The following is a 25,816-nucleotide window of genomic DNA, read 5'->3' as shown; positions in this document are numbered from 1 at the left end:
ATGAATTAACACAGGTAATCTGATTTCAATTAAGGCCTATCATTTGAGGCTCAATCACTGCCAAACAGGATTTATTATGCGCAAATATATCACTATCGACCTTGGCAGCAAAACAACCGCCAGCCGTGATTTGTCCGGTCGCGAAATTGCCGAATCTGGACGTTATCTGATTGCGCGGATGCTGCTTGACCAGAACATTGCCACAATCGACCCGATGTCGCCGGAAAATCCGTTGATTTTTTCGGCTGGGCCTTTTGCGGGAACGAATTTTTCGAATGCAAACCGGCTAAGTGTTGGCTGTAAAAGCCCGCTGACTGGCGGCATTAAAGAGGCAAATAGCGGCGGTACATTTGGTTTTGCAATGGGTCAATTGCTAATTTCGGGCATTACCCTTCAAGGTGCGAGTGATGATTGGGTGATTATTCGCATTACCAAAGATGGCGAGATTAGCTTTGATGATGCGGCGCCTTATCTTGGGCTTGGCAATTTCGATTGTGCCAAAAAGCTGCATGAAACCTATGGTCAGAAAACCTCGCTGGCGATCTGTGGACCGGTTGGTGAATATCTTGGCCTGATGGCTGGCGTGGCCTTTTCAGACACCGATAACCGGCCGTCACGTTTGGCGGCACGCGGCGGTGTTGGCGCGGTCATGGGTGCCAAAAAGGTCAAGGCAATGGTTATCGACAAGGATCGGATGCCGCCGGTAAATGATCGCAAGAAATTGATGGGTGCGATCAAGGATTATGGCAAAAAGCTTGACGAATCGGTTGCGGTGCAAAGCCTAAAAACAACTGGAACTGCAATGGTGGCTGATCTTACCAACCATCTTGGTGCTTTGCCGGTTCGTAATTTTTCATCCGGCCAATTGACCAGTGCCGATGATGGGCCGTTGCGCATGGGCGGCGATTTTATCCGCGAATTAAATGGCGGGCGCGGCGGTGATACATCACATGCCTGCATGCCTGGCTGTTTGATCAAATGCAGCAATGTCTATGTTGATGATACGGGGCGCGAATTGGTTTCACCGCTGGAATATGAAACCATCGGTTTGCTTGGCACAAATTGCGGACTTGATGATCCCGATGATGTGGCAAGATTGAATGAAACGGCAAATGATCTTGGCGTTGATAGTATCGAGCTTGGTGCCACCATTGGTGTTTTGATGGAGGCTGGCATTGGCGCATTTGGTGATGTTGGCTTTATGCAATCTTGTCTTGAAGATATCCGCCTTGGCAATGAACGTGGCCGTCTTTATGCGTCGGGAACGGCGCGGGTTGGCAAGGCGTTTGACGTTGCGCGGGTGCCGGTGATCAAACAGCAGGCCATCAGTGCCTATGATCCGCGGATTATCGAAGTGACTGGCATTTCCATGATGCTGACAGCACAAGGTGCTGATCATACGGTTGGCAATGCGCCATCTTTTAAATGTGATGACAAAACCATTGATGAATTGGTTGCCGAAAGCCTGCGTATGCAAATTAACAGCGCGGTTGCCGATTCCTTTGGGTTATGCGTGTTTGGTCGGTCGGTCACAGATGATAATCTCAAATTGATTGCCGATGCGATCAATGATTCCTTTGACGCCGATGTGACGCCTGAATTTATCACCGGTATCGGTTTTGAAACATTGCGGTTAGAAGCCGCCTTTAACAAGGCCGCAGGTTTTGATCAGGAAGATGATGAATTGCCGTCATTCTTCTGTGATGAGCCATTGCCGCCAACGGGTAAGATGGCACGCCTTTATAGCCGTGAAGTGAATGCCGCAATGCAAAATCTTATGGAAGCGCAAAGCCGTTAACGATAAGATTTTGGGTGAGGTCTAGAATGCAAAGCAAGGCTGTGGCGCGGAGAGTTTAATGCAAGGTGAAGTAAGCGCAGGTGCCGCCGATTACGTGAGGGTTGATAGTCTAGAGGCAGCCATTGCCACGCTTGCCAAAGGGCCAAGAACCATTCTTGCCGGCGGCACGGATGTGTTTCCCCGATTGCAGGATCGGCCATTGACTGGTGCGATCTTGGATATTTCGGGAATTGCCGCGCTTGGCACAGTCGCATTTGATGGTGATTATTGGCGGATTGGCGCGGCTGCCAGCTGGCGAACGCTGATTGATGCTGATGTGCCGCCTGCCTTTGACGGGTTAAAGGCTGCCGCGCGTGAAGTCGGGTCGGTGCAAATTCAAAACCGCGCCACCATTATTGGCAATCTATGCAACGCCTCGCCTGCCGCAGATGGCGTGCCGCCTTTATTGACGCTTGATGCCGAGGTTGAAATTGCCGGTGCGTATGGATTGCGCTATTTGCCGTTATCGGCGTTTATTCTTGGCAATCGCAAAACCGCGCTTGGTGATGGCGAGATGGTAAGCGCATTGCGGATTCCGGCAGCGTCAACGGCTGGACAATCAGGTTTTTTAAAGCTTGGCGCACGATCCTATCTGGTGATTTCGATCAGCATGGCAGCATTACGGCTAGTGGTTGATGAAACTGGCATCATTCGTGATGTGGCCGTGTCGATTGGCGCCTGTAGTGAAGTTGCCAAACGCATGGATCAGCTTGAGGACGCATTGCGCAATACGGCATTGGCAACCGCCAGCGCACGGGTTACGCCAGATCTTTTTACCGGTCTTTCACCAATTGATGATGTGCGGGCAACGGCCGCCTATCGGCTGCAGGCTTCATGCGAGATTACGCGCCGCCTGCTTTGCGAACAGCAATCGAATTTTGCCAAAGGGGTGGCGGCATGACCTGTTTTACCTTGAATCGCAAGCCAGTCACCAGCCAGCTTCCCGCCAGCACCCGCCTGAGTGATGTTTTGCGTACTGAAATGGATTTGCCGGGTACCAAGATTGGCTGTAACGCCGGTGATTGCGGTGCTTGTAGCGTGCTTCTTGATGGCGCTCCGATTTGCAGTTGCCTAACAACAATTGCGCAGGTTGAAGGTGCCGCAGTGACCAGCATCGAAGGGCTGCATGCTGATGGCACAATTGCCAAATTACAAGATAGTTTTCTAGCGCATGGGGCCGCGCAGTGCGGTATTTGCACCCCGGGCATGATGGTGGCAGCATCGGCGTTATTGGCTGAAAACCCCGCACCAAACCGGCATGATGTCGAAGATGCGCTTGGTGGGGTTTTGTGCCGTTGTACCGGCTATAGCAAGATCATTGATGCGGTTCTGGCGGTTGGTGGCGATGCCAAAATATCGCCGCGACCACAGGCAGGGCAGAATGTTGGTAGCCCCATCCGGCATCTCGATGGCCAGCCCAAAGTCGATGGCAGCCTGATCTATGGTGATGACGCGGTGCCGCAAGATGCGCTGTTGGTGCGGGTAATCCGCAGCCCGCATCATTACAGCAGTTTTGAAATTGGCGATAAGGCAGGGTTTCTGGCAAGCCATCCTGGTATTTCGGCAGTTCTTGATGCCAGCGATATTCCCGGCCGCAATTGTTTTGGGGTGATTCCGCCCTTTGCCGATCAGCCGGTTTTTGCCGAAACAACAGCCCTATATCGCGGTGATGCAGTGGCAGCGATTGTTGGTGACGCTGATGTGATAAGGCATTTTGACGAGGCCGATTTCCCGATCACATGGGCCCCGCATGAAACGATGCTATCGCCTGCATCAGCGATGGCGGATGGCGCACGCAAGATGCATGCAAATCGTGATGGCAATATTCTTGTTCGTGGCTATGTCGAAACCGGTGACGCCGATCAGGCGCTTGCGGCGGCGGCGCATAAGGTCGAGATTCATACAACAACACCCTTTATTGAACATGCCTACATCGAGCCTGAGGCAGGCTATGCCACCCGTGAGGGCAACCGGATTGTCATTCATGGCTGTACGCAGGCGGCGCAAATGGATCGTGAAAGCCTTGCCGAAATTATGGGCATGGAGCTTAAGGCCATTCGGGTTGTGCCATCGGCTTGTGGCGGCGGCTTTGGTTCAAAGCTGGATGTGTCTTTTCAGCCCTATGTTGCGCTTGCGGCATGGGTGTTAGGGCGTCCAGCGCGTATTTGCTATAGCCGTGGCGAATCAATGCGAGCATCGACCAAGCGTCACCCTTCCGATATCAGGCTTGCTGTTGGTTGTGACGAAACTGGTCGGATTAGCGGTTTTGTGTTTGATGGTATTTTTAACACCGGCGCTTATGCCAGCTGGGGGCCAACCGTTGCTAACCGTGTGCCGATCCATGCTAGCGGCCCCTATGCAACAAAAGATTACCGCGCCAATAGCGTTGCAGTTCATACCAATTCACCGCCAGCAGGCGCGTTTCGTGGGTTTGGTGTGCCGCAATCAGCGGTGGCACAGGAATGCGCCTTTGATTTGCTTGCGGAAAAACTGGGTATGGACCGATTGGCTTTCCGGCGTTTGAACGCCTTGAAAAATGGCGTGCCAACCGTAACCGGTCAGGTCTTTAACAGCGGTGTTGGCATTGATGATTGTTTTGCCGCGCTTGAAGATAACTGGCATGCCGCTAACGCATCTGCCACCAGTTTTAACCAGATCGCAATTCGTGATGACAGCCCGTGGCGAAAGGGTGTTGGCATTGCCAGCTGTTGGTATGGCTGCGGCAATACGTCATTGCCAAACCCGTCAACAATGCGCATGGGCATCACTGCCGATGGCAAAATTGTTCTGCATCAGGGCGCAATGGATATTGGCCAAGGTGCAAATACGGTGATTACCCAGATCGCCGCGGATGCGTTGGGCGTTCCGGTTCACGATGTACAAATTCTTGGCGGTGATACCGATCTTACCCCTGATTGCGGGAAAACATCTGCTTCACGTCAAACCTTTGTTTCGGGCAAGGCGGCAATGCTGTCGGGCATGGCTTTGCGCGATATGGTGCTTCGGCATGGGAATGTTGATGCCAATGCCACAATCGCGCTTGATGGTGCGGTCTTGACGCTGGCTGATGCTGGTGGCGGTACATTGCGCATTGCCTTGGCAGATATGTCGGTCAATGACTATGGCTATGTGTTTATGGCCGAAGAAACCTATGATCCACCAACCAGCCCGCTTGATGAAAAGGGGCAAGGCATTCCCTATGCGGTATTTGGCTATGGCGCACAGATCGTTGAATTGTCGGTTGATGCGGCGCTTGGCCGTGTGCGGCTTGATAAGATCACAACAGCGCATGATGTCGGGCGGGCAATTAACCCCTTGCTTGTCGAAGGTCAGATCGAAGGCGGTGTTGCGCAGGGCATTGGCATGGCTTTAATGGAAGATTATCAACCTGGCCGCACTGAAAATCTGCATGATTATTTGATCCCGACGATTGGTGATGTGCCGAAATTTGATCATGTGATTGTTGAAGTTGCCGATGAAGAAGGCCCCTATGGGGCAAAGGGGCTTGGCGAGCATGTTTTGATCCCAACGGCACCAGCAATTTTGAACGCCATTCGCCATGCAACGGGTGCCGCGATTTATGATTTACCAGCAACACCTGATAAAGTTTGCGCGGCGGTTGCGGCAGTGCAGGCTGCCCAAGGCAGGCCGTCATGACAGCAAAAACCAGTCGTGACAAACGCGTTGAAGAAAAAATCCGCTGCGATGCCTGTCCGGTGATGTGTTATATCGCCGATGGCAAATCGGGGGCTTGTGATCGCTATGCGAATGAGGGCGGCCAGCTTATCCGGCTTGACCCATTAATGGTGATGCAGCGCCGCGTTGATGATGGTGGTGAATTAGTGCCATTTCTCGATGGCAGTGACGCGTGGAATGGTGATCTGATCACCCCGCAAGATGCGTTTGTGACTGCGGTTGGGGCGGGCACAACCTATCCCGATTACAAGCCAGCGCCTTTTATTGTCAGCAGCATTGTTGATGATGTTGATATGGTGACGGTCGTGTCTGAGGGAATTTTCAGCTATTGCGGTGCCAAGGTCAAAATCGACACTGACCGGCATATTGGCCCTGAATGCGCGCTTGTGCGGGTTGATGGTGAACCGGTTGGCCATGTCACAACGGGTGAATATGGATCACAGATGCTGTCATTGGGCGGCGTGCATCATTTAACCGGTGGCGGTAAAAAAGAAGGCCGTGTCACCTGTGCCACCCTATTGGCGCTTTGCAATGGTGATGCGGTTGATATGCAGGTTGATGATGGATCAAGCCTTGTGTTGCAGGCGGGTAAAGCGCCAGTGATCAATGGCGTTGCCGAGGCGCGCATGCGGGTTGGGTGCGGGTCGGCAACAATTGGCATGTTTGCCGCACAATGGCATAATCTGGTCGATGAGGTGGTCATTGTCGATGACCATATTACCGGCGTGATGTCTGAACATCAGGCAGGAAAAGTTATTGGCTGGCCTGCGAGTGGCATTAAAATTCTGGGTCGCCGGTCAACACCTGGCCGTTATTTTCAGGTGGCTGAACCAGGCACCGGATGGGGCGGCACGAATTTAACCGATCCGCTTGCCATTCTTGGGCTATTCGATCCGAAGATCGCCATGCCCGGACAGTCTTTATTGATGGTCTCGACGACGGGCGAGCAATTTGCCTATTACGAACTTGATCAAGATTTACAACCTGTCGAAACCGCTATGCCAGTGCGGTTGCAACCGTCAATCAAACGGATTGAGGAAAATTGCGAACCGGCATTGACCTCGGTCAGTTTCATGGGTGGGGCTGGCGGGTCGCTTCGTGCCGGTGTAACCGAAAATCCGGTGATGCTAACACGTTCGGTCAAAGACGCTTTAACGCGGGTAACCTGCGGCGGGGCGCCGGTCTTTATCTGGCCTGGCGGCGGCATCACGCTGATGGTTGATGTAACAAGCCTTCCCGAAAATGCGTTTGGCTATGTGCCAACCCCAGCTTTGGTTGCGCCAATTGAATTTACCATGCGTAAAGATGATTATATCGCTCTTGGCGGCCATGTTGATCATATCATGTCGATTGATGATGTCCTGGCTGGCAAGGTCGGGCCACAAAATGATCACGATCTTGCTGGCAAAAGGCGATTTGCCCAGCAGCCGCAAAATCCGTGGCCAATAAGGCGATAGGCCATGCTGTTGTCAGCCGCCACAACCGCTCGCCCGCCTGCTTTATCGGCGAATCTGCCTGCGGTGATGGGGCAACCGGTTCGAATGCCAAGTGGGGCAATGGCAAATTGGCTTGATCACCGATTACATCTTCAACATGGGCCAATTGATTTAATCATCACCGCTGAAGGCGACAAAGCCGAAGTCGCCGCCGCCTACGCCTGCGCCGCCGATGCGTTTTGCGGCCTGCTTGATCGGTTGGTCGATGAATTGACGATGCTGCGATTGCCCGCCGACTCTAACAGCATCAACCGCCTGAAAGGACCCGTTGCCAAACGCATGGCGGCGGCGATCAGCCCGCATTTGCCGCGCTATGACAAGGCTGATTTCATCACCCCAATGATTGCCGTTGCGGGAAGCGTTGCTGATGAAATTTTGCTGGCAATGGGCAATCAGCTTGACCGGGCTTCGGTCAATAATGGCGGTGATATTGCACTCTATCTCGGCAAGGATGCCTTTTTTGATATCGGCATTGCCGATGACCGCGACACGCATCTTAGCGATTTTGCGATGGCCGCTTCGGGAGGTGGTGGCGGGCATATGCCCCTCCATGGCCGGATCAGGCTGCATGACCATGATCGCATTGGCGGCATTGCGACAAGCGGTTGGCGGGGGCGAAGCCTGTCACTTGGGATTGCAGATTCGGTTACGGTGCTGGCGCAAAATGCGGCGGCTGCCGATGTTGCCGCCAGTTTGATTGCCAATGCGATTACCATATCGTCACCGGCAATTATATGCCAGCCTGCGGCCAGCCTTGTGCCAGATAGTGATTTAAAAGACCGGCTTGTCACGGTTGATGTTGGCCCTTTAAGCGCAGATGAAATTGATCATGCGCTTGCCGCCGGTGCAGCTCTTGCTCGCCAAATGTGTGATGACGGGCAGATCATGACCGCCTATGCGCGGCTTGGCGGGCGAAGCTTTATCATTGCCAATGAATAACTGGCGCGTGGAGGGCTGGCGGTATTTTGCAAAAGCGGCTTGGTCATGGCTTCAAAATCGGTCACTCTGGCCGGCAAGAGATTTCCCGCCCATTTTATGGGCCGCATTTATTAAGTTCCGTTTATGGGCTGTGGATATTGATGACTGATTTAATCGTGTTTGATAAGGATGGAGTGATCCTTGATCTGGAGGCGACATGGCTGCCGGTGGCGCGGGCTGTGGCGCATTATACTGCAAGCCGTATTCCCGATGATTGGGATGGCGATATTGGCGGGGTTGAATTGCTGGCGGCCATTGGCGTTGATGAAGCTGCTGGCCAAATTGACTCACGCGGTATTTTTGCCGCCGGTTCCTTTGCCGATATTCGCAGCTGTTGGCAGAAAATGCTGCCAAGCCATATGATCAAGCTTGATCAGGATAATCGCTATAAGCAGGATGTGCAAATATTGGTTGATCGGCATGGGCGCAATCAGACCGTGCCAAAAGGCGAGGTTGAAGCGCCGCTTCGCCAGCTTCACAAGGATGGCTATCAGCTTGCAATTCTGACTAATGACAGTGAAAGCAGCGCCAAAAGAAACATGCAGGATATTGGCGTTCTGGATTTATTTTGTACGGTGGTTGGTGCGGATAGTGGCTTTGGGTCAAAACCCGGGCCGTATGGGTTTTTGCACTGTTGCCAGATTGCCGGTGTGACACCAGCGGCAAGCATTATGGTTGGGGATACGATGGCTGATTATGGTGCGGCCATTGCGGCAAAGGCGGGTGATTTCATCTGTATTGCCGACAGCGTTGACAACCGCCCACATCAAGATATTCATCACGAGAATGTTATTGGCAGGATTGATCAATTACCTGCCTTAATGGCGCGGCGGTCTTTGCGGTAACTCTGGAATTTGCGGATAGGACCTTCATGGCAGATCAAATCATTATCGTCGGTGCCAGTCATGCAGGGGTTTCCTGCGCTGAACAATTGCGGGCAAATGGTTATGCTGGCCGAATTTGCATCATTGACCGGCTGGTCGGTGCGCCGCTTGAACGCCCGCCATTGTCAAAGGCTTTTTTGCAGGCTGATGGTCAAGATGATGCCAAATTTCTTTTACGGCGACCCGACTGGTTTACCGCGCATGATATTGAATTGCTTGATGGGCGGGAGGCGGTGTCGATTGATCCGCTGCAAAAACAGCTAAATCTTGATGATGGCAGTCAGCATAGCTATGACAAGCTGGTGCTTGCCACTGGGGCGGTGCCGCGACAGCTTGCGGTGGCGGCGGGTCTTGATGGGGTGTTTGTGCTTCGCCATCCTGATGATGCACATGCTTTGCGCAAGGCGGTTTCGGGTCGCCAGCATGCGGTGGTGATTGGCGGCGGTTATATCGGGCTGGAGGTTGCGGCAAGTTTGACCAAGCTTGGGCTTTGCGTTGATGTGATCGAAATGGCTGACCGGCTGTTGGCGCGGGTGGCAAGCCCGCAGATTTCGGCGTTTTTTGCCGAATTGCATCAAAGCCATGATGTTGGGCTGCACATTGGCGCAAATTGTCAGGACATTTTGCAAAAGGGCGGTGCCTTTGCTGGCGTGCAGCTTGATGATGGTCGCCAGATTGCGGCTGAATTACTGCTTGTGGGGATTGGCGTTCTGCCTGATCTGGATCTGGCAGCTTCAGCCGGGATTGAGGCGGGTAATGGCATTCTAGTTGATGCAATGATGCAAAGCTCGGTTCAGGATATTTTTGCGATTGGTGATGTGGCGCTCATTGATGGTGCGGCTTTACGAATCGAATCGGTTGATAATGCCCAAATGACCGCTGCGCGCGCTGCGGCTGCCATTTGCGGCCTTGCCCAACCGGCAATAGCAGCGCCGTGGTTCTGGTCGGAACAATTTGATGTTCGTCTGCAATCGGCAGGTATTGTGCCGCTGGCATCGCCCGATCTTCGCCATCAGCTGCGATCCGGAAAACGGGAAGGTGGTTTTTCTGTCTGGAGCTATGGCGTCAATGGGAAATTGGCCGCGGTTGAGGCCGTTCGTGATCCGGCGGGCTATATGCTTGGCAAAAAATGTCTTGATCTTGGACTGTCGCCTGATCCTGACGATATTGGCAATGGCGATTTCGATCTCAAAGGTTTTGTTGCAGCGGGGAATGAAAAATGAATTATCAGGACGTGGCCTTGCATAACAAACCGGCATTTATCGATCTTCGAAGCGACACTGTAACAAAACCAACAGCGGCAATGCGCCAAGCCATGGCAACAGCCGAAGTGGGTGATGATGTTTATGGGGATGACCCCACGGTTAATGAACTTCAAGACAAGGTTGCCACGCTGCTTGGCAAACAGGCTGGCCTGTTTGTTGCGAGTGGTACCCAGTCTAATCTTGTTGCGCTTTTATCGCATTGCCAGCGCGGTGATGAATTGCTGGTCGGTGATTGCTATCATGTTCATCGTTATGAGGCCGGTGGGGTTTCGGTTCTTGGCGGCGTGATGATGGAGACGATTGGAACCGACCATCGCGGTTTAATGACACCATCGCAAATCACCAAGGCCGTTAAGCCGGATGATCCGCATTGTCCGATTAGCCGTTTGCTATGTCTTGAAAACACCATATCTGGTCATGTTCACGATGTTGGGGTTATTGCCGGCCTTGCCAAGGCTGGCAAAGATAGCGGGCTTGGCGTGCATCTTGATGGTGCAAGGCTGATGAATGCCGCGGTCAAGCTTGGCGTGCCCGCCAAACAGATTGTTGATTCGGTTGATAGCGTGTCCTTATGCCTGTCAAAGGGACTTGGCACACCGGCAGGATCGGTTCTTGTTGGTGCGCATGATTTTATTGCGCGGGCGCGCCGGATGCGCAAATTGGTTGGCGGTGGCATGCGTCAGGTTGGCATTCTGGCGGCAGCAGGCATTTATGCGCTTGATTACCATATTGACCGGCTTGCCGATGATCACGCTATGGCGCGGCGACTTGCCGATCAATTGAATAAAATTGGACCAATCGCAGTTGATGCTGATCTGGTTGAAACTAATATGTTGTTTATAACGGTTCCCGAAGGGGCGGCAGACCCGCTTCGGGCGCATCTCGCATCGCGCGGCATTTTGCTTGGCGGTGGTGATCGCGTGATCCGGCTTGTTACCCATCTTGATATTGATGTGAAAGCAGCTGATCAATTTGCTGCTGAACTCGCCGATTTTTTTCAATAGGGCGCATTTGAACAAAAACAGCCGATAAGATGGCGTAAAGGGAATAATTGTTTCGGCCTAACTTATGGCACTATCGCGCCGGTTTAGCGGGATTGGATCATCTGTTTTTGAGGGGCTGTCATGGCGGTACAATTATCCATTGGTGCGCGGGTTCGCAAAAGCCCGTTTTTTCAGTCGAGCTGTGAGGCCGGTCTGGCCGCGGCGAGTGTCTATAATCATATGTATATGCCAACAAGCTATGGCGATCCGGCGGCTGAATATGATCGGCTGATCAATGGTGTTGCCATGTGGGATGTTGCGGTTGAGCGGCAGGTTGCGCTGAAAGGGCCGGACGCGCTGGCATTGGCGCGGTTGTTGACCCCGCGCAATCTTGATGGTTTGGTCATTGGGCAGGGAAAATATGTACCAATCTGCAATCACAGCGGCGCAATTATCAATGATCCGGTATTGCTGCAAGTGGCCGAGGATGAAATCTGGCTGTCGATTGCCGATAGCGATATTCAATTATGGGCAAGCGCGGTTGCCGGCACGTTGAAGCTGGATGTCGACGTTTATGAGCCGGATGTCTCGCCGCTTGCCATTCAGGGGCCAAAGGCAGTTGATGTTGTGTCTGACATTTTTGGTGACTGGGTTCGTGAACTGAAATATTTTGGATTTCGCGTCACTGAACTTGATGGCATTCCGCTGGTTGTGGCGCGCTCTGGCTGGTCAAAGCAAGGCGGCTATGAGCTGTATCTTCGTGATTTCAACCGCGGCGATGATTTGTGGGCGCGTGTTGCCGAAGCTGGCAAGCCGTATGATATTGGGCCGGGAACGCCAAATTACATCGAACGGATTGAGAGCGGCTTGATTTCCTATGGTGCTGATACTGATCCCAGAACCAACCCATTTGAACTTGGCATGGATAAATTCATCGCGCTCGACCAGCCACATGATTTTATTGGCAAGGATGCGCTGATCGCCATGAAAAAGGTGGGTATCAGCCGCCGGTTTATGGGGTTCATCATTGATGGCCCCGCCCTTGTGACAACAAATGAAGATCGGCTTTTAATCAGCTTTGATGGGGAAAATGCTGGCTATGTCAGCGCTTGTGTTTACTCACCACGCGTTGGCGAAAATATCGGCGTTGGAATGGTGTCAACTACCCCGATCGACAAGGGACAATCGGTCACAATCCATATGGCTGATGGCCCGCGGTCAGCCCGAATTGTGCCGCTTCCTTTTCTCTAGGATTGCCTGAAGATTGCGCGCGTGATGACGTGATTGATTGCGTGAGGGGGCATGAAAATGGTCATGCAGCGGCAGGTCGCTCTTGACTGGCCATTTCGCGTAAACAAGATTACCAGCGCGATTGTCTGTTTGGCCATTGTCGCTGTCTTTCGATGAAAATGTTTTAGATTGTGAGTGCTGACCTTTTCTAACCATCGCTTGAAACTTTTTGCCTCGGCGGCGAATTGTTGCCATTAATTGATTCTCCGATAAAGTTGTCACGAATTTATCAAACAACAAGCCCCTATATTGTGACATTTTGTGACAAGACGCGACTAGTGCCAAAAATAGTAATTTTATTAAGTACTGAAATTTATGCATAAAAACATCGACAGCATTGACCGCCGCCTTTGTGTGGCACCGATGATGGATTGGACTGACCGGCATTGCCGTGTCTTTCACCGCCATCTTGTGCCCGATGCGTTGCTGTTTACCGAAATGGTAACCGCCGAGGCGGTTATTCATGGTGATCTTGATAGGCTTCTTGGCCATGATGAAATTGAACATCCGCTGGTGCTTCAGCTTGGTGGCAGCCAGCCCGACCGTCTGGCGATGGCGGTTGAACGCGCTGCCGACAAGGGGTTTGCCGAAATTAACCTGAATGTTGGCTGTCCATCGGATCGGGTGCAATCTGGCCGGTTTGGCGCCTGTTTGATGGCCGAGCCGCAATTGGTGGCCGATTGCTGTTCGGCGATGATAGAGGCAAGCGATTTGCCGGTTACGGTTAAATGCCGCATTGGCATTGATGATATGGATCCTGAAGCGGGGCTTGATCAATTTGTTGATCGTGTTGCAGATGCTGGGGTTAGAATATTCTATCTTCACGCCCGTAAAGCATGGCTAAAGGGCCTAAGCCCGAAGGAAAATCGCGACATCCCGCCGCTTGATTATGACCGTGCGCGCCGTCTTGCCATGCGCCGTGATGATCTTGGGGTGATCTTGAATGGCGGGCTAGAAACCAAAGCGCAAATCGCCACTGAAATTACCGGTTTTGCTGGTGTGATGCTTGGTCGCGCCGCCTATCGCACGCCATATGTTTTGACCGAAATCGCCAATGATGTTTTTGGCGCAACCCCGCCAAGCCGTCGCCAAGTGGCCGAAGCAATGGCCGATTATGCCGATCGGATGATGACAAATCATGTGCCGCTTCACAGCATAACACGGCATATGCTGGGGCTTTATGCAGGCCAACGTGGTGCCAAACATTGGCGTCGCCAATTGGGTGAACAGGCGCGTCTTGCCGATGATGGTGGCGCGTTTATTCGCAATGCCGCCGATGAATGCGAAATTCTGGCAGCAAGGCTGGCCGCCTAGTTGGAGTCGCGTTGGAGCCGCGTTGGATTTAAGATAAAAGATAGGGCATCGCCGTTATGCTAGGCGATAGATGTACGGTAATATCTCGCTTTTTTAGAATTTTTGAAATGATTGGATGATGAAACATGAATGATCAGCCCCCGTCGGGTAACACCAAGGACGATGAAACCCCGCCATCAAATGGGCGGCGCATGCTTCTTGATTTTGGTCCGCTTTTGCTGTTTTTTGGTGCCAATTATCTCTATAGTGACCTGATGTTCAGTGTGAAGGTGTTGGTGGTGGCAACGATTGTGTCGCTTGCGGCAAGTTGGGTTCTTGAACGCCGGATTCCGATGATGGCGGCATTTGGTTGTGCGGGACTGGTGTTTTTTGCCGGATTGACCCTCTATTTCGACAATGAATTATTCATCAAGATCAAACCAACGATCCTGACGTTGATGTTTGCGGCGGCGATTGCTGGTGGGCGTGCCATGGGGCGTAACCCGCTTGCCGCGATTATGGGATCGCAGGTCAAGCTTACCAATGATGGCTGGCGGATCATGAGCTGGCTATGGGTGGCGATGTTTGTCTGTTCGGCGCTTGCCAATGAAATTGCCTGGCGAACCCTTAGCACCGATTCATGGGTGACTTTCAAGGTGTTTGGCCTGACCGGTATTTCGCTTGGCTTTGTGATTCTAAGCCTGCCGATCATCCAAAAACATCAGATCAATGATCAATGATCAATGACCATGATCATTTTTGATGACGAAATATGACAAAATACGACCTTTTGTCGATCCAAGCACAAATTCAGTCGTCCTGATTTTACATTCAAAAAGACAGTTTCTCCAAAACTTTTGATAATGAGGTTGCATCAAAGCCTATTGCCTTGTCACATTTTGGATTGTCAGATTTAGATTTGGCACTAGACTGCGACGCAGACTTGCTATGGATCCGGCGGGGGGCTGGACTTACATGACTGCACGCCAAGGCGTGTCGATGAAAAGGAATGATCATGGCTGATGAAGATGAAATTATCCTAGCTGATTTGGACGATGATGAACTTGTCCAGCAGATGCATGACGACCTTTATGACGGCATGCAGGATGAGATTGTTGAAGGTGTCAATATTCTGCTTGAGCGGGGTTGGACACCTTATGAGGTTTTGACCAAAGCGCTTGTCGAGGGCATGACAATTGTCGGCATTGATTTCCGCGATGGTATTTTGTTTGTTCCCGAAGTTTTGATGGCAGCGAATGCGATGAAGGCGGGCATGGGTATTTTGCGGCCGTTGCTCGCTGAAACAGGCGCGCCACGGGTTGGCACAATGGTGATTGGCACGGTCAAGGGCGATATCCATGACATTGGCAAAAATCTTGTTTCGATGATGCTTGAAGGCGCCGGTTTTGACGTGATTGATCTTGGGATCAATAACCCAGTCGAAAACTATCTTGATGCGCTGGAAAAACACAAACCCGATATTTTGGGCATGTCAGCACTTTTGACAACAACAATGCCTTATATGAAAGTTGTTGTTGATGCGTTGGTCGAAAAAGGAATCCGTGACGATTATATCGTTCTTGTCGGTGGTGCGCCGTTGAATGAGGCCTTTGCCGAATCGGTTGGTGCCGATGCCTATTGCCGTGATGCGGCGGTTGCGGTGGAAACAGCCAAGGAAATGATCAAGGCTAAATTGGAACGTGAACAAGCAACTGGCTAAATCGGAACAGCCAGCAAGCCTACAGATCATTGCTTGTGGGGCGTTGGCGCGTGAATTGCTGGTGCTAATCGATCAATTGCCGGATGGCGCGGTTGCCTTAACCTGCCTTCCGGCATCTTGGCATAATCATCCTGAAAAGATTGTCCCTGGCGTCAAACGGAAAATTGCAGCCGCCCGCCGTGCCGGAATGGAGATTGCCGTTGCTTATGGTGATTGCGGCACGGGTGGCGCGCTTGACCACCTTCTTGAGGTGGAAAATATTCCCCGCATTGCTGGGCCGCATTGTTACGAGATGTTTCTTGGAAAATCGGAATTTGACGCCGAAATGGAAACCGCGCTTGGCACGTTTTTCTTGACCGATTATATGGTTCGCCATTTCGAACGGATTGTGATGAAAGGCATGGGGCTTCGCCAGCATCCGCAATTGCGCGATATGTATTTTGCGCATTACACGCGGGTTCTTTATATTGCGCAAACCGAATCTGAATCGCTTCAGGAAAAGGCGCGTCAGGCGGCAATCGAACTCGGGCTGGATTATGAGTATCGCTATACAGGCTATGGTGATTTTAACGGATTTTTACACAAGCTGGCTTGAGATAAGCGAATAATCTTTAGCTGGGTATTTTTTCAAAGGAGCGCCGTGATGGCAAATCTGATTACCCTTTATTGGCGGGATATTCCGGCGCAGGTGATTGCCGAGCGCGGACGGGGACGCCAGCGTGAGCAGGCCAAGGTTGAATTGCCACGGCGCTTTTCAATTGCCATTGATGCAGCAGCAATGCGCGATGGCGCAGATTCGACCGATGATTATCTTGCTGAATGGCGACGCTCGCAACCAGCACCATGTGGTGAAGATCTTGACGCCGAAGCGGCGGCGCATGCGGCGGCGCTTGATGCCGAATATACGGCTGATCGCGTTCGGGCATTGGTGGAAAATGGCGGTAAAGCCGCCGAGTAAGGCACAACAAGCACGGTTCAGCCTGACGATGTCGTAATCGGCAAATTGTAAGGCGTTGGCAAGCCATCTTGTTTCAGATCAAGCCGCCATTCTGCCCAGCGTTAGGGCAATGAACATTAAGGTGAACCCTGCAAACCTGCATGAGGTGAAGATGGGTAAAATGAGGATTGATATGACAGTGAATATCCAACAGATCCAGCAAGCAGCGCAAGGATGGTCAATCGAGGTAACACCAGCAGGTGCTGCCAAAATTGACAGTTTTGCCGCTTGTCTTGCGCCTGAAACAACAGTCAATGTCACCTTTTTGCCCGGAACCGACCCGATGGAAACTGTGGCGGTAACAAAGCGGTTGCATAATGAAGGTATGAAAGCGGTGCCGCATCTAGCCGCACGTTCTTTAAAAGATACCGATCAGCTTGATGGGTTGCTTGCCGCTTATCGCGCCGAAGCTGGCGTCGATGAGGTTTTGATCATTGGCGGCGGTGTCGACAAGCCCATTGGCGCATTTGATAATTCAATGCAGATCCTAGAAACCGGCCTGTTTCAAAAACATGGCATCATGCGTGCCGGTGTCGCAGGCCATCCCGAAGGCAGCCCTGATATCAGTGATCTTGAAATTGCCGATGCGCTTGCCGCCAAAAATGCTTTTGCCAAACGCGAAGGGATGAAGCTTTATATCGAAACACAATTCTGTTTCGAGGCACCAATTGTACTTGACTGGGAAAAGCGCGTTCGTGCTGCGGGCAATGAATTGCCAATTCGAATTGGCATTCCGGGGCCAGCAACGATCAAAACGCTGTTCCGCTTTGCCCAAATTTCCGGGATTGGCCCATCAATGCGATTTATTTCAAAACAGGCGCGCAATGTCGCAAAATTGATGACCGTTCAATCGCCGCATATGCTGTTATCTGACTTGGCATATGGCATGGCGCATGATCCTGATTGCCTTATTGAACATTTCCATTTTTACCCGTTTGGCGGATTTGGGAAAACCGCTGCCTATGCGAATGCAATTGCGGCAGGCGATATCCAGCTTTTGCCCAAAGGCGGGTTTGACGTTATCGGCACCGCGGCCTAAGGTGGCGGCATTCTCAGGAGCATTTTATGACAAAGACCCTTATTTCGTCGCACAAGCAGGAAATCACCATCGGCTTTGACTCGCCATTTTGTGTCATTGGTGAGCGCATCAACCCAACCGGACGCAAGCTTCTTGCCGCCGAAATGGCCGCTGATGATTATTCGCGCGTTCTGTCTGATGCATTGGCACAAGTCGAGGCGGGTGCCACGATGCTTGATGTGAATGCTGGCATTCCGATGGCGGATGAGCCGGCCATTCTTGCCAAGGCCATCCAGCTTGTTCAAGAGGTGGTTGATGTGCCGCTGGCGATTGACAGCTCAATCGTTGCCGCGCTTGAGGCTGGCTTGTCTGTTTATAAGGGCAAGCCACTGGTCAATTCGGTAACCGGTGAAGAAGAACGTCTGGAAGTTGTTTTGCCGCTTGTCAAAAAATACGGCGCGGCTGTTGTGGCGATTTCAAATGATGAAACCGGTATTTCCGAAGATCCAAATGTGCGTTATGAAGTTGCCAAGAAAATTGTCGAACGTGCCGCCGATTACGGCATCCCGCGTGAAGATGTTGTTGTTGATCCATTGATCATGCCGGTTGGTGCCATCAATATGGCTGGCCGGTCAGCGCTTGATCTGATCATCCGTCTTCGCAATGAATTAAAAGTAAATACAACTTGCGGCGCGTCAAATATTTCTTTTGGCCTGCCAAACCGGCACGGAATGAATGCCGCGTTTCTGTCAATGGCAGCGGGGGCTGGGATGACCTCGGCAATTATGAACCCGCTTCATGCTGAAGAAATGACCGGCATCATGGGCGCGAATGTGATGAACGGAAATGATCCAGAATGTCGTCGTTGGATTCAAAAATTTCGCGAACCTGTTGTGCCGGGTGAAGGTGGGCGCGAACGTCGCCAGACCCGCCGCCGCCGCAACGCTTAACCGTCGCAAATTGGTGGCAAGGTGATGAGCAAAAGCAAAGATGAAGCTGCCACAACATCCGATAAGGCAGCCACTGATCAGGTGAAAGTGGTATTTACTCCATCTGGCCGGCAAGGGTATGTTCCAGTTGGAACGCCGGTTTTGACCGCAGCACGCCAACTTGGTGTCGATATTGATTCGGTATGTGGCGGACGCGCCATGTGCGGCCGCTGTCAGGTCGATGTTGGTATTGGTGAATTTGCCAAACATGGTTTGAAATCGGGTGCCGATCATCTGGCTGCGGTAACGGCTGTTGAAACTCGATATGCCGACAAACGCGGCATGATTGATGGGCGGCGATTGTCCTGTCAGGCAAAATTACTAAATGATGCGGTGATTGATGTTCCCCCTGAAAGTCAGGTTCATAATCAACTTGTTCGTAAAGAGGCCGATGGCCGTTCAATCGAAATGGATCCGATTGTGCGTTTGTGTTTTGTCGAGGTGCGCGAACCCGACATGCATGAACCATCAGGCGATTTACGCCGCCTGATTGAAGCCTTGGAAGGACAATGGCCGGATCGTGTGACGGGTGATATCACTTGTGATCTACATGTTATTCAGCGGTTACAGTCAGTTCTGCGTCAAGGTAAATGGCATGTAACAGTGGCGCTTCGTGACGGGCATCAGATCGTGGCCATTTGGCCCGGCCTGAAAGACCAGATTGCTGGTGTTGCCATTGATGTGGGATCGACCACCATGTCGGCGCATCTGTGCGATATGGTCACTGGTACGGTGCTGGCGTCAACCGGGGCGATGAATCCGCAAATCAGATTTGGTGAGGATTTGATGAGCCGCGTATCATACGGCATCATGAATCCGGGCGGTGCGGCCGAAATGACCAAGGCGGTGATTGCTGGTTTGCAAACGCTAATTGATGGTGCGGCAAAACAGGCTGGCCTGAGTGGTGAAGATATTGTCGAGCTGGTTTTGGTTGGCAATCCGGTAATGCATCACCTTCTTCTTGGCATTGATCCGGTTGAGCTGGGCGGTGCGCCTTTTGCCTTGGCGGTTGATGCGGCGATGGATGTTCGGGCGGCTGAATTAGGCCTTGCCATTAATCCGGGTGGGCGGGTTTATATCCTGCCATGCATTGCTGGCCATGTTGGGGCTGATGCGGCTGCTGTGGTGCTTGCCGAAGCGCCACAAAAGGCCAATGAAATGACCTTGATCGTTGATGTTGGTACCAATGCCGAAATCGTTGTTGGCAATAAGGATCGTCTGTTAGCGGCATCATCGCCAACCGGCCCTGCCTTTGAGGGGGCACAAATTTCATCAGGACAGCGCGCGGCGCCAGGAGCGATTGAACGGATTCGCATTGACAAGGACACGCTTGAACCGAAATTCCGTGTTATAGGTGTTGATCTTTGGTCAGATGAAGATGGTTTTGATGCGGCGGTTGAAAAAACCGGTGTGACTGGCATTTGTGGATCGGGAATCATCGAGGTGCTTGGCGAGATGTATCTTGCTGGAATCATCACGATGGATGGGGTGATTGATGGCAGCAAGGCCGCGCAAAATAGCCGAATTGAAGCCGATGACCGCACCTTCTCTTATCGCATCACTGATACGGTTAGCGTGACGCAAAATGATGTTCGGGCAATCCAGCTTGCCAAGGCCGCGCTGTATGCAGGGTTCCGCCTGTTGATGGATAAAATCAATATCCGCAAGGTTGATCGTGTTGTTCTGGCCGGGGCATTTGGCACGCATATTGACCCAAAATATGCGATGGTTTTGGGCATGATTCCTGACTGTTTGCTGGCCAATGTGCGGGCGGCAGGCAATTCAGCCGGTGCGGGGGCGCGGATGGCCTTGTTGAATCAGGCCGCACGCCGCGATATTGAAGCGGTTGTCAGGCAGATTGAAAAAATTGAAACAGCAGTCGAAGCATCATTTCAAGACCATTTTGTCAAGGCAATGGCGATTCCGCATAAAAGCGATCCCTATGCCAATTTGGCAGCGGCAGTTGATTTGCCCTTACGGATTTTGACCGATGAAGATGCACCGGCGCTGGCGGGTGGCAGGCGTCGCGGTGGACGGCGACGCTAGGAATTTTCCACTCCGGATGTTTCTATTCTGATGTCTTTGGGCTTGTAGGCTTGCCAGCTTGTAATATGGCAAGCTGTTCTGCGGTGGTTTTGGCCTTGCGCCAGCTCGCATAATTCAGCCAGCCAAGGCAAATGACGGCAAAGCCATAACTGCTCCAGATATAGTTTCCAAAACCGCCCATATCGAAAAACTCAGCCATTAGTCTACTCCCGGGCGCAGCGTCAGCGCGGCAAGGCGGCGTTCGGTCAAAAGCGCGCGCATCCGCAAAATCACCAGAATCGCAAAATAGGCATGGGCGGCAATAAGCGTTAAAACCAGCGGTGTCAGCATTGATGAATCAATCGCCGGACCACCACTGCGAAGCAGGCTCGCCGGTTGGTGAAGCGTATTCCACCAATCAACCGAAAATTTGACAATCGGAACATTGATCATGCCAACAAGCGCCAAAAGGGCGGCTGGGCGACTGCCGCGTTCGGCGCGGTCAAACCCGTTGGCCAAGGCGATAAAACCAAGATAGAAAAAGAAAAGGATCAACATTGAGGTCAGGCGGGCATCCCAAACCCACCATGCACCCCACATCGGTTTTCCCCACAACGCGCCTGTCACCAGCGTCAAAAGGGCAAAAACCGCCCCAACCGGGGCAATTGCCCGCGCGGCAATATCGGCAAGCGGGTGCCGCCAAACAACATAAAAAAGGCCACATAGCCCCAGCCCAACATAGCCGAACAGGGCCAGCCATGCTGATGGAACATGAATATAGATGATGCGAACTGTTTCGCCTTGCTGATAATCGGCGGGCGCAACAAATAGACCAAGATATAATCCGATTGCACCGGTGCTTAGGCTGAGGATCACGAGCGGTATAAGTAACCGGTTGGCAATGCGCATGAAACGCGACGGATTGGCAAAATAATCAAACATAATGGCGAGATATATCCTGTTTTTCCGTTGGTGAAAAGATGCTCGATTGCTGAATGATTGCGTTCATTGGTTTCAAAGACCAGTTTCGGTTTCGCCAATTTCCAAGGCACTTGCCGCGACTAGCGGTGCCAAGGCCAAAAGCAGCGCAAAAACGGCACCTAAAAGCATTAGATGCGGGCTGATGATGCCGCGATCACTTTGAGAAGCAAGCGTGCCGAAAATAAGCAATGGCACCGCCAGCGGCAGGATCAATAAAGCCATCAATGCGGTGCCGCGCCGCGCCCCTTCGGCAAGGGCTGCGCCTATCACGCCAAGAAGGGTCAATCCCATGCTGCCAATCAATAAGGCGATTAAAAGGGGTGGCCATTGCTGCAACGGAATATTCAGCATCATTGCCATTAACGGGGTCATGATCAAAAGCGGTAATCCTGCGGTAAGCCAATGCGAGATGGCCTTGGCAAGCGCATACCAGCCCAACCCCAGCTGGCTAAGGGCGATTTGATCAAGCCAGCCATCGCGAACATCTTGGGCAAATAGCCGATCAAATCCGGCAAGAATGGCAAGCAGCGCCGCAATCCAGATCACCGGCACGCCAAGCGGATCAAGAACCGTGGCGTTGGCGCCAATTGCCAGCGGGAAAAGCGCAATGATGATTACAAAAAAGACCAGGATCACCCCAAGATCTTGCCGGTTCTGCCATGCGATCAGAAGATCACGTTCGATTTGTGCAAAAAACGGTTTCATGTCACCAGCCCGGACAAATGCAATGATCGCGGCTTTGCCGCCGCGGCAAAATCAAGATGTGTTGCTGCCAGCACCATGCCGCCAGCCATCGCGTGTTTTTGTACAATATCGTCAAGAATGCGGTTTGATGCCTGATCTAGGCCGGCATTGGGTTCGTCCAAAAGCCAAAGGCTGTCAGCCGGTGCCAGCGCCAATCGGGCAAGTGCTAACCGGCGGCGCTGGCCGCGTGATAAAACCCGCACCGACAGATCGGCAAACCGGTTGGTGGCAAAACTGGATAGTGCTGTATCAATGGCAGTTTCTGTTGCCGAAAACCCGTTAATTTTTGTCCAGCCAGCCAGATTTTCCCGCCCGCTAATAGCGCCTGACAAACCATCAGTATGACCAACATAAATAATTGGCACCGCGCAGCTGATATCACCACCCGCCGCGGGAAGGCGGCCAGCGATGGTGCGAAGCAAGGTTGATTTTCCAGCCCCGTTCGGACCGGTCAAACAGCAAATATCGCCAGCATTTTGTTGATGTGACAAATTGCTGATGACCAGAACCATGCCGCGAAGCACGCTTAGCTGGTTGATCTGCAGGGAATGATCTGCCGTGTTTGGCGCTGCTTTGCGTGCCGTTTTCTTGTGGTCATGGTCTGTCATAGTCACTATCTAGCCGCGCTTGCCCCTCTGGGTCTAGGGGCTTTGGTGTCGCAATGTCATTTTCGCTCCGTGAATAGCCGCGTCAAAAGCCGTAAATACCCTCTGGAAACTTCGCGTTATTTTGGCTATAACAACAACTGACCACTTTGAGGCACCCCTCGAGTTGGCCGTTTCATTTTATTGTAGGGTTCGACCTTGAAAAGGAGAACGCCATGTCAGAGACATTGCGCGATGCATGCCGTGCCAGCCTAGATGCAGCCGGAAAAACATATCATTATTATTCGCTTGCTGCGCTGGCAAAGACCTATCCGGCGCTGGAAAAGCTGCCTTATTCGTTGAAAGTTCTGCTGGAAAACCTGCTTCGCAATGAAGATGGCGGTTCGGTTACCAAGGCCGATATTGAAGCATTGGCAAATTGGGCAGATAACGGCCAGAAGGGCGAGATTGCGTTTCGTCCGTCGCGGATTCTTTTGCAAGATTTCACCGGTGTCCCTGCTGTTGTTGATTTGGCGGCGATGCGTGATGCCATGCAGACGATTGGCGGTAACCCTGAAAAAATCAATCCATTGTCACCGGTTGACCTGGTGATCGACCATTCGGTCATGGTTGATCATGCTGGCGGCAAAGACGCTGCGGCGAAAAATGTTGCGTTGGAATTTTCGCGCAATAAGGAACGTTACGAGTTTTTGCGCTGGGGTGCAGGTGCGTTTGATAATTTCCGCGTTGTGCCGCCAGGAACTGGCATTTGCCATCAGGTCAATCTTGAATTTTTGTCGCAAACCGTTTGGACACGCGACGAAGATGGCAAAAGCTTCGCTTATCCTGACTCAGTTGTCGGCACTGACAGTCACACAACAATGGTCAATGGTCTTGCCGTTCTTGGCTGGGGTGTTGGCGGTATTGAAGCCGAAGCAGCGATGCTCGGTCAGCCAATTTCGATGCTAGTACCAGATGTCATTGGCTTCCGCCTTGACGGCAAATTGCCCGAAGGGGCAACGGCCACTGATTTGGTGCTGATGATTGTCGAGTCGCTTCGCAAACGCGGTGTTGTTGGCAAATTTGTTGAATTTTTTGGCCCGGGACTTGACCAGTTATCTTTGGCTGACCGCGCCACAATCGCCAATATGGCACCTGAATATGGCGCGACCTGTGGCTTTTTCCCGATTGACGAAGAAGCGATCAATTATCTTCGTCTGACCGGCCGTGATGATGATCGTGTTGCGCTTGTTGAAGCCTATGCAAAAGCCCAAGGCATGTGGCGCGAATCAAATGCGGCTGATCCACAATTTACCGATACATTGTCACTTGATCTTGGCACTGTTGTGCCATCACTTGCCGGGCCAAAGCGTCCCCAAGATCGTGTTGCCCTGCCTGATGTTGCCGCTTCATTCGCCAGCACATTGGCCGACAGCACCGGCCGGTCAGCACCAAAATCAGTTGCGGTTGCCGATGCCAATTATGAAATCGCTGATGGTGATGTGATGATTGCCGCGATTACATCATGCACCAATACCTCAAACCCATCGGTTTTGGTGGCGGCTGGTCTTGTTGCCAAGGCAGCGCATGAAAAGGGACTTACCGTCAAGCCGTGGGTTAAAACATCGCTTGCACCGGGAAGTCAGGTTGTATCAGCCTATCTTGATGCGGCTGGTTTGACCGAACATCTTGACGCGCTTGGGTTCAATACAGTTGGTTATGGATGCACGACTTGTATTGGTAATTCAGGCCCACTTGACGAAGCGATTGTCAATGCCATTGACCAAAATGAGCTTGTTGTCAGCGCGGTTCTTTCAGGCAACCGAAATTTTGAAGGCCGAGTCAGTCCACATGCGGCGGCCAATTATCTGGCATCACCGCCATTGGTTGTGGCCTATGCGCTTGCCGGATCGGTTACTAAAGTATTGAGTGACGAGCCCCTTGGTACGGATCAGGACGGCAATGACGTCTATCTAAAAGATCTGTGGCCAAGCAATGAGGATATCCGCAAAGTTGTTGATCAGGTTATTTCAGCCGAAATGTTCCGGTCACGCTATGCCAATGTGTTTGAAGGCACTAAGGAATGGCAGGCAATCAACACATCTGGCGGTCTTACCTATGATTGGAATGACGGCTCGACCTATGTTCAGAACCCGCCTTATTTCGAAGGGATGACCCGCGAAATTCCAGAAACAGCAAGTGATATTACCGGCGCGCGCATTCTGGCGCTTCTAGGTGATTCGATCACAACGGATCATATTTCGCCAGCTGGCGGCATTGCCCGCGATACACCGGCTGCTGATTTCCTGACCGACCATCAGGTTCGTCCGGTTGATTTCAACTCATTTGGCGCACGCCGTGGCAATCATCAGGTGATGATGCGCGGTACCTTTGCCAATATCCGGTTGAAAAACATGGCGGCCGCTGGGACGACAGGCGGATTTGCGCGTCATGTGCCATCGGGCGAGGTTGCACCGCTTTATGATGTGGCGTCACGCTATGCTGATGAAGGCACACCGCTGATCATTGTTGGTGGCAAGGAATATGGCACCGGTTCAAGCCGTGACTGGGCTGCAAAAGGCACCTGTTTGCTTGGCATCAAGGCGGTAATCGTTGAGAGCTTTGAGCGGATACACCGGTCTAATCTGATTGGTATGGGGGTTTTGCCATTGCAATTCCCAGCCGGTGTTAGCCGTGAAACCTTGGGCTTGACTGGCGATGAAGAAATCAGCCTGACCGGTCTTGCCAATGGAGTAACGCCCGGCATGGCGGTCAAGGCGGTCTTTACCTTTGCCGATGGGCGAAACGAGACAATTGACCTGTTGGCGCGGATCGACACGGATGGTGAGGCAACCTATTTCAAAAATGGTGGCATTCTTCAATATGTGCTTCGCCAGCTTGCGGCATAGCTAGTTGGTTTCGATCAGCATCAAATCAAACAGGTAAGGGTCAATACACCCTTGCCTGTTATGTTTTAAAACCCTCGCCATGATCATCTCTGGCGGGGGTTTTTCATAATGGGTTTGGCTTATCACA

Annotated in this window: 23 protein-coding genes; 18 read left to right on the top strand and 5 right to left on the bottom strand. The window is 52.1% G+C overall.

Going from position 1 to position 25,816, the window contains the following annotated elements; genetic code table 11:
• The first annotated feature begins 76 nt into the window (after nt 1-76).
• The 9 genes from ABXT40_RS08820 to ABXT40_RS08780 all read left to right on the top strand — a co-directional run bounded on the left by ABXT40_RS08820 (nt 77) and on the right by ABXT40_RS08780 (nt 12,390).
• Nucleotides 77-1,798: an aldehyde ferredoxin oxidoreductase C-terminal domain-containing protein gene (locus tag ABXT40_RS08820; protein WP_443645250.1), complete on the top strand. Its 1,722-nt coding sequence runs from the start codon at nt 77-79 to the stop codon at nt 1,796-1,798.
• A gap of 58 nt (nt 1,799-1,856) precedes the next feature.
• Complete coding sequence (locus tag ABXT40_RS08815) at nt 1,857-2,738, top strand: FAD binding domain-containing protein (protein ID WP_443645249.1); 882 nt, start codon at nt 1,857-1,859, stop codon at nt 2,736-2,738.
• Nucleotides 2,672-5,494, top strand: a complete 2,823-nt coding sequence (locus tag ABXT40_RS08810; protein ID WP_443645248.1) for a molybdopterin-dependent oxidoreductase — start codon at nt 2,672-2,674, stop codon at nt 5,492-5,494. The genes ABXT40_RS08815 and ABXT40_RS08810 overlap by 67 nt, the downstream gene beginning before the upstream one ends.
• On the top strand, nt 5,491-6,990 hold the full coding sequence (locus ABXT40_RS08805) for a 6-hydroxynicotinate reductase (RefSeq protein ID WP_443645247.1): 1,500 nt from the start codon (nt 5,491-5,493) through the stop codon (nt 6,988-6,990). Before ABXT40_RS08810 ends, ABXT40_RS08805 begins: the two co-directional genes overlap by 4 nt.
• 3 nt (nt 6,991-6,993) lie before the next feature.
• The gene (locus tag ABXT40_RS08800; RefSeq protein ID WP_443645246.1) at nt 6,994-7,968 is read left to right on the top strand and encodes a UPF0280 family protein; all 975 of its coding nucleotides are present in this window, start codon (nt 6,994-6,996) and stop codon (nt 7,966-7,968) included.
• A gap of 140 nt (nt 7,969-8,108) precedes the next feature.
• Complete coding sequence (locus tag ABXT40_RS08795) at nt 8,109-8,852, top strand: HAD family hydrolase (RefSeq protein ID WP_443645245.1); 744 nt, start codon at nt 8,109-8,111, stop codon at nt 8,850-8,852.
• Between the two features lie 26 nt (nt 8,853-8,878).
• Entirely contained in the window at nt 8,879-10,114 is a 1,236-nt protein-coding gene (locus ABXT40_RS08790) for an NAD(P)/FAD-dependent oxidoreductase (protein WP_443645244.1), read from the top strand.
• Nucleotides 10,111-11,160, top strand: a complete 1,050-nt coding sequence (ltaE, locus tag ABXT40_RS08785; RefSeq protein ID WP_443645243.1) for a low-specificity L-threonine aldolase — start codon at nt 10,111-10,113, stop codon at nt 11,158-11,160. Before ABXT40_RS08790 ends, ltaE begins: the two co-directional genes overlap by 4 nt.
• A gap of 120 nt (nt 11,161-11,280) precedes the next feature.
• Complete coding sequence (locus tag ABXT40_RS08780) at nt 11,281-12,390, top strand: glycine cleavage T C-terminal barrel domain-containing protein (protein WP_443645242.1); 1,110 nt, start codon at nt 11,281-11,283, stop codon at nt 12,388-12,390.
• Here ABXT40_RS08780 and ABXT40_RS08775 read toward each other — a convergent pair.
• On the bottom strand, nt 12,358-12,624 hold the full coding sequence (locus ABXT40_RS08775; RefSeq protein ID WP_443645241.1) for a hypothetical protein: 267 nt from the start codon (nt 12,622-12,624) through the stop codon (nt 12,358-12,360). The two genes, ABXT40_RS08780 and ABXT40_RS08775, sit on opposite strands and share 33 nt — an antisense overlap.
• Nucleotides 12,625-12,744: 120 nt before the next feature.
• Between ABXT40_RS08775 and dusA the strand changes: the two genes are divergently transcribed.
• From dusA to ABXT40_RS08735, 8 genes are all read left to right on the top strand, one after another.
• On the top strand, nt 12,745-13,743 hold the full coding sequence (gene dusA, locus ABXT40_RS08770; protein WP_443645240.1) for a tRNA dihydrouridine(20/20a) synthase DusA: 999 nt from the start codon (nt 12,745-12,747) through the stop codon (nt 13,741-13,743).
• A gap of 125 nt (nt 13,744-13,868) precedes the next feature.
• Nucleotides 13,869-14,462: an inner membrane-spanning protein YciB gene (locus tag ABXT40_RS08765; RefSeq protein WP_443645239.1), complete on the top strand. Its 594-nt coding sequence runs from the start codon at nt 13,869-13,871 to the stop codon at nt 14,460-14,462.
• 275 nt (nt 14,463-14,737) lie between these two features.
• Complete coding sequence (locus tag ABXT40_RS08760; RefSeq protein ID WP_443645238.1) at nt 14,738-15,442, top strand: corrinoid protein; 705 nt, start codon at nt 14,738-14,740, stop codon at nt 15,440-15,442.
• Nucleotides 15,423-16,037: a DUF1638 domain-containing protein gene (locus ABXT40_RS08755; protein ID WP_443645237.1), complete on the top strand. Its 615-nt coding sequence runs from the start codon at nt 15,423-15,425 to the stop codon at nt 16,035-16,037. The genes ABXT40_RS08760 and ABXT40_RS08755 overlap by 20 nt, the downstream gene beginning before the upstream one ends.
• 48 nt (nt 16,038-16,085) lie before the next feature.
• A complete protein-coding gene (locus tag ABXT40_RS08750; protein WP_443645236.1) occupies nt 16,086-16,400 on the top strand; it encodes a virulence factor in 315 nt (104 codons plus the stop codon).
• Nucleotides 16,401-16,572: 172 nt separating this feature from the next.
• A complete protein-coding gene (locus ABXT40_RS08745; RefSeq protein ID WP_443645235.1) occupies nt 16,573-17,478 on the top strand; it encodes a methylenetetrahydrofolate reductase in 906 nt (301 codons plus the stop codon).
• Between the two features lie 26 nt (nt 17,479-17,504).
• Complete coding sequence (locus ABXT40_RS08740; protein WP_443645234.1) at nt 17,505-18,407, top strand: methyltetrahydrofolate cobalamin methyltransferase; 903 nt, start codon at nt 17,505-17,507, stop codon at nt 18,405-18,407.
• Nucleotides 18,408-18,431: 24 nt separating this feature from the next.
• The gene (locus ABXT40_RS08735) at nt 18,432-20,492 is read left to right on the top strand and encodes an ASKHA domain-containing protein (RefSeq protein WP_443645233.1); all 2,061 of its coding nucleotides are present in this window, start codon (nt 18,432-18,434) and stop codon (nt 20,490-20,492) included.
• A gap of 22 nt (nt 20,493-20,514) precedes the next feature.
• Here ABXT40_RS08735 and ccmD read toward each other — a convergent pair whose 3' ends face one another.
• The 4 genes from ccmD to ccmA all read right to left on the bottom strand — a co-directional run bounded on the left by ccmD (nt 20,515) and on the right by ccmA (nt 22,804).
• Nucleotides 20,515-20,691, bottom strand: coding sequence for a heme exporter protein CcmD (gene ccmD / locus ABXT40_RS08730; protein WP_443645232.1), 177 nt, complete (start codon nt 20,689-20,691; stop codon nt 20,515-20,517).
• The gene (locus ABXT40_RS08725; RefSeq protein WP_443645231.1) at nt 20,691-21,413 is read right to left on the bottom strand and encodes a heme ABC transporter permease; all 723 of its coding nucleotides are present in this window, start codon (nt 21,411-21,413) and stop codon (nt 20,691-20,693) included. The genes ccmD and ABXT40_RS08725 overlap by 1 nt, the downstream gene beginning before the upstream one ends.
• A 72-nt stretch (nt 21,414-21,485) precedes the next feature.
• Nucleotides 21,486-22,157, bottom strand: a complete 672-nt coding sequence (ccmB, locus tag ABXT40_RS08720) for a heme exporter protein CcmB (protein WP_443645230.1) — start codon at nt 22,155-22,157, stop codon at nt 21,486-21,488.
• Complete coding sequence (ccmA, locus tag ABXT40_RS08715) at nt 22,154-22,804, bottom strand: heme ABC exporter ATP-binding protein CcmA (RefSeq protein WP_443645229.1); 651 nt, start codon at nt 22,802-22,804, stop codon at nt 22,154-22,156. The genes ccmB and ccmA overlap by 4 nt, the downstream gene beginning before the upstream one ends.
• 212 nt (nt 22,805-23,016) lie before the next feature.
• Between ccmA and acnA the strand changes: the two genes are divergently transcribed.
• On the top strand, nt 23,017-25,689 hold the full coding sequence (gene acnA / locus ABXT40_RS08710; RefSeq protein ID WP_443645228.1) for an aconitate hydratase AcnA: 2,673 nt from the start codon (nt 23,017-23,019) through the stop codon (nt 25,687-25,689).
• Nucleotides 25,690-25,816: the final 127 nt, after the last annotated feature.

Origin of the sequence: Candidatus Ponderosibacter sp. Uisw_141_02, assembly GCF_048087665.1 — a bacterium.
Lineage (GTDB): Bacteria > Pseudomonadota > Alphaproteobacteria > Puniceispirillales > Puniceispirillaceae > UBA3439.
This window is presented reverse-complemented; position numbering and strand designations above follow the sequence as displayed.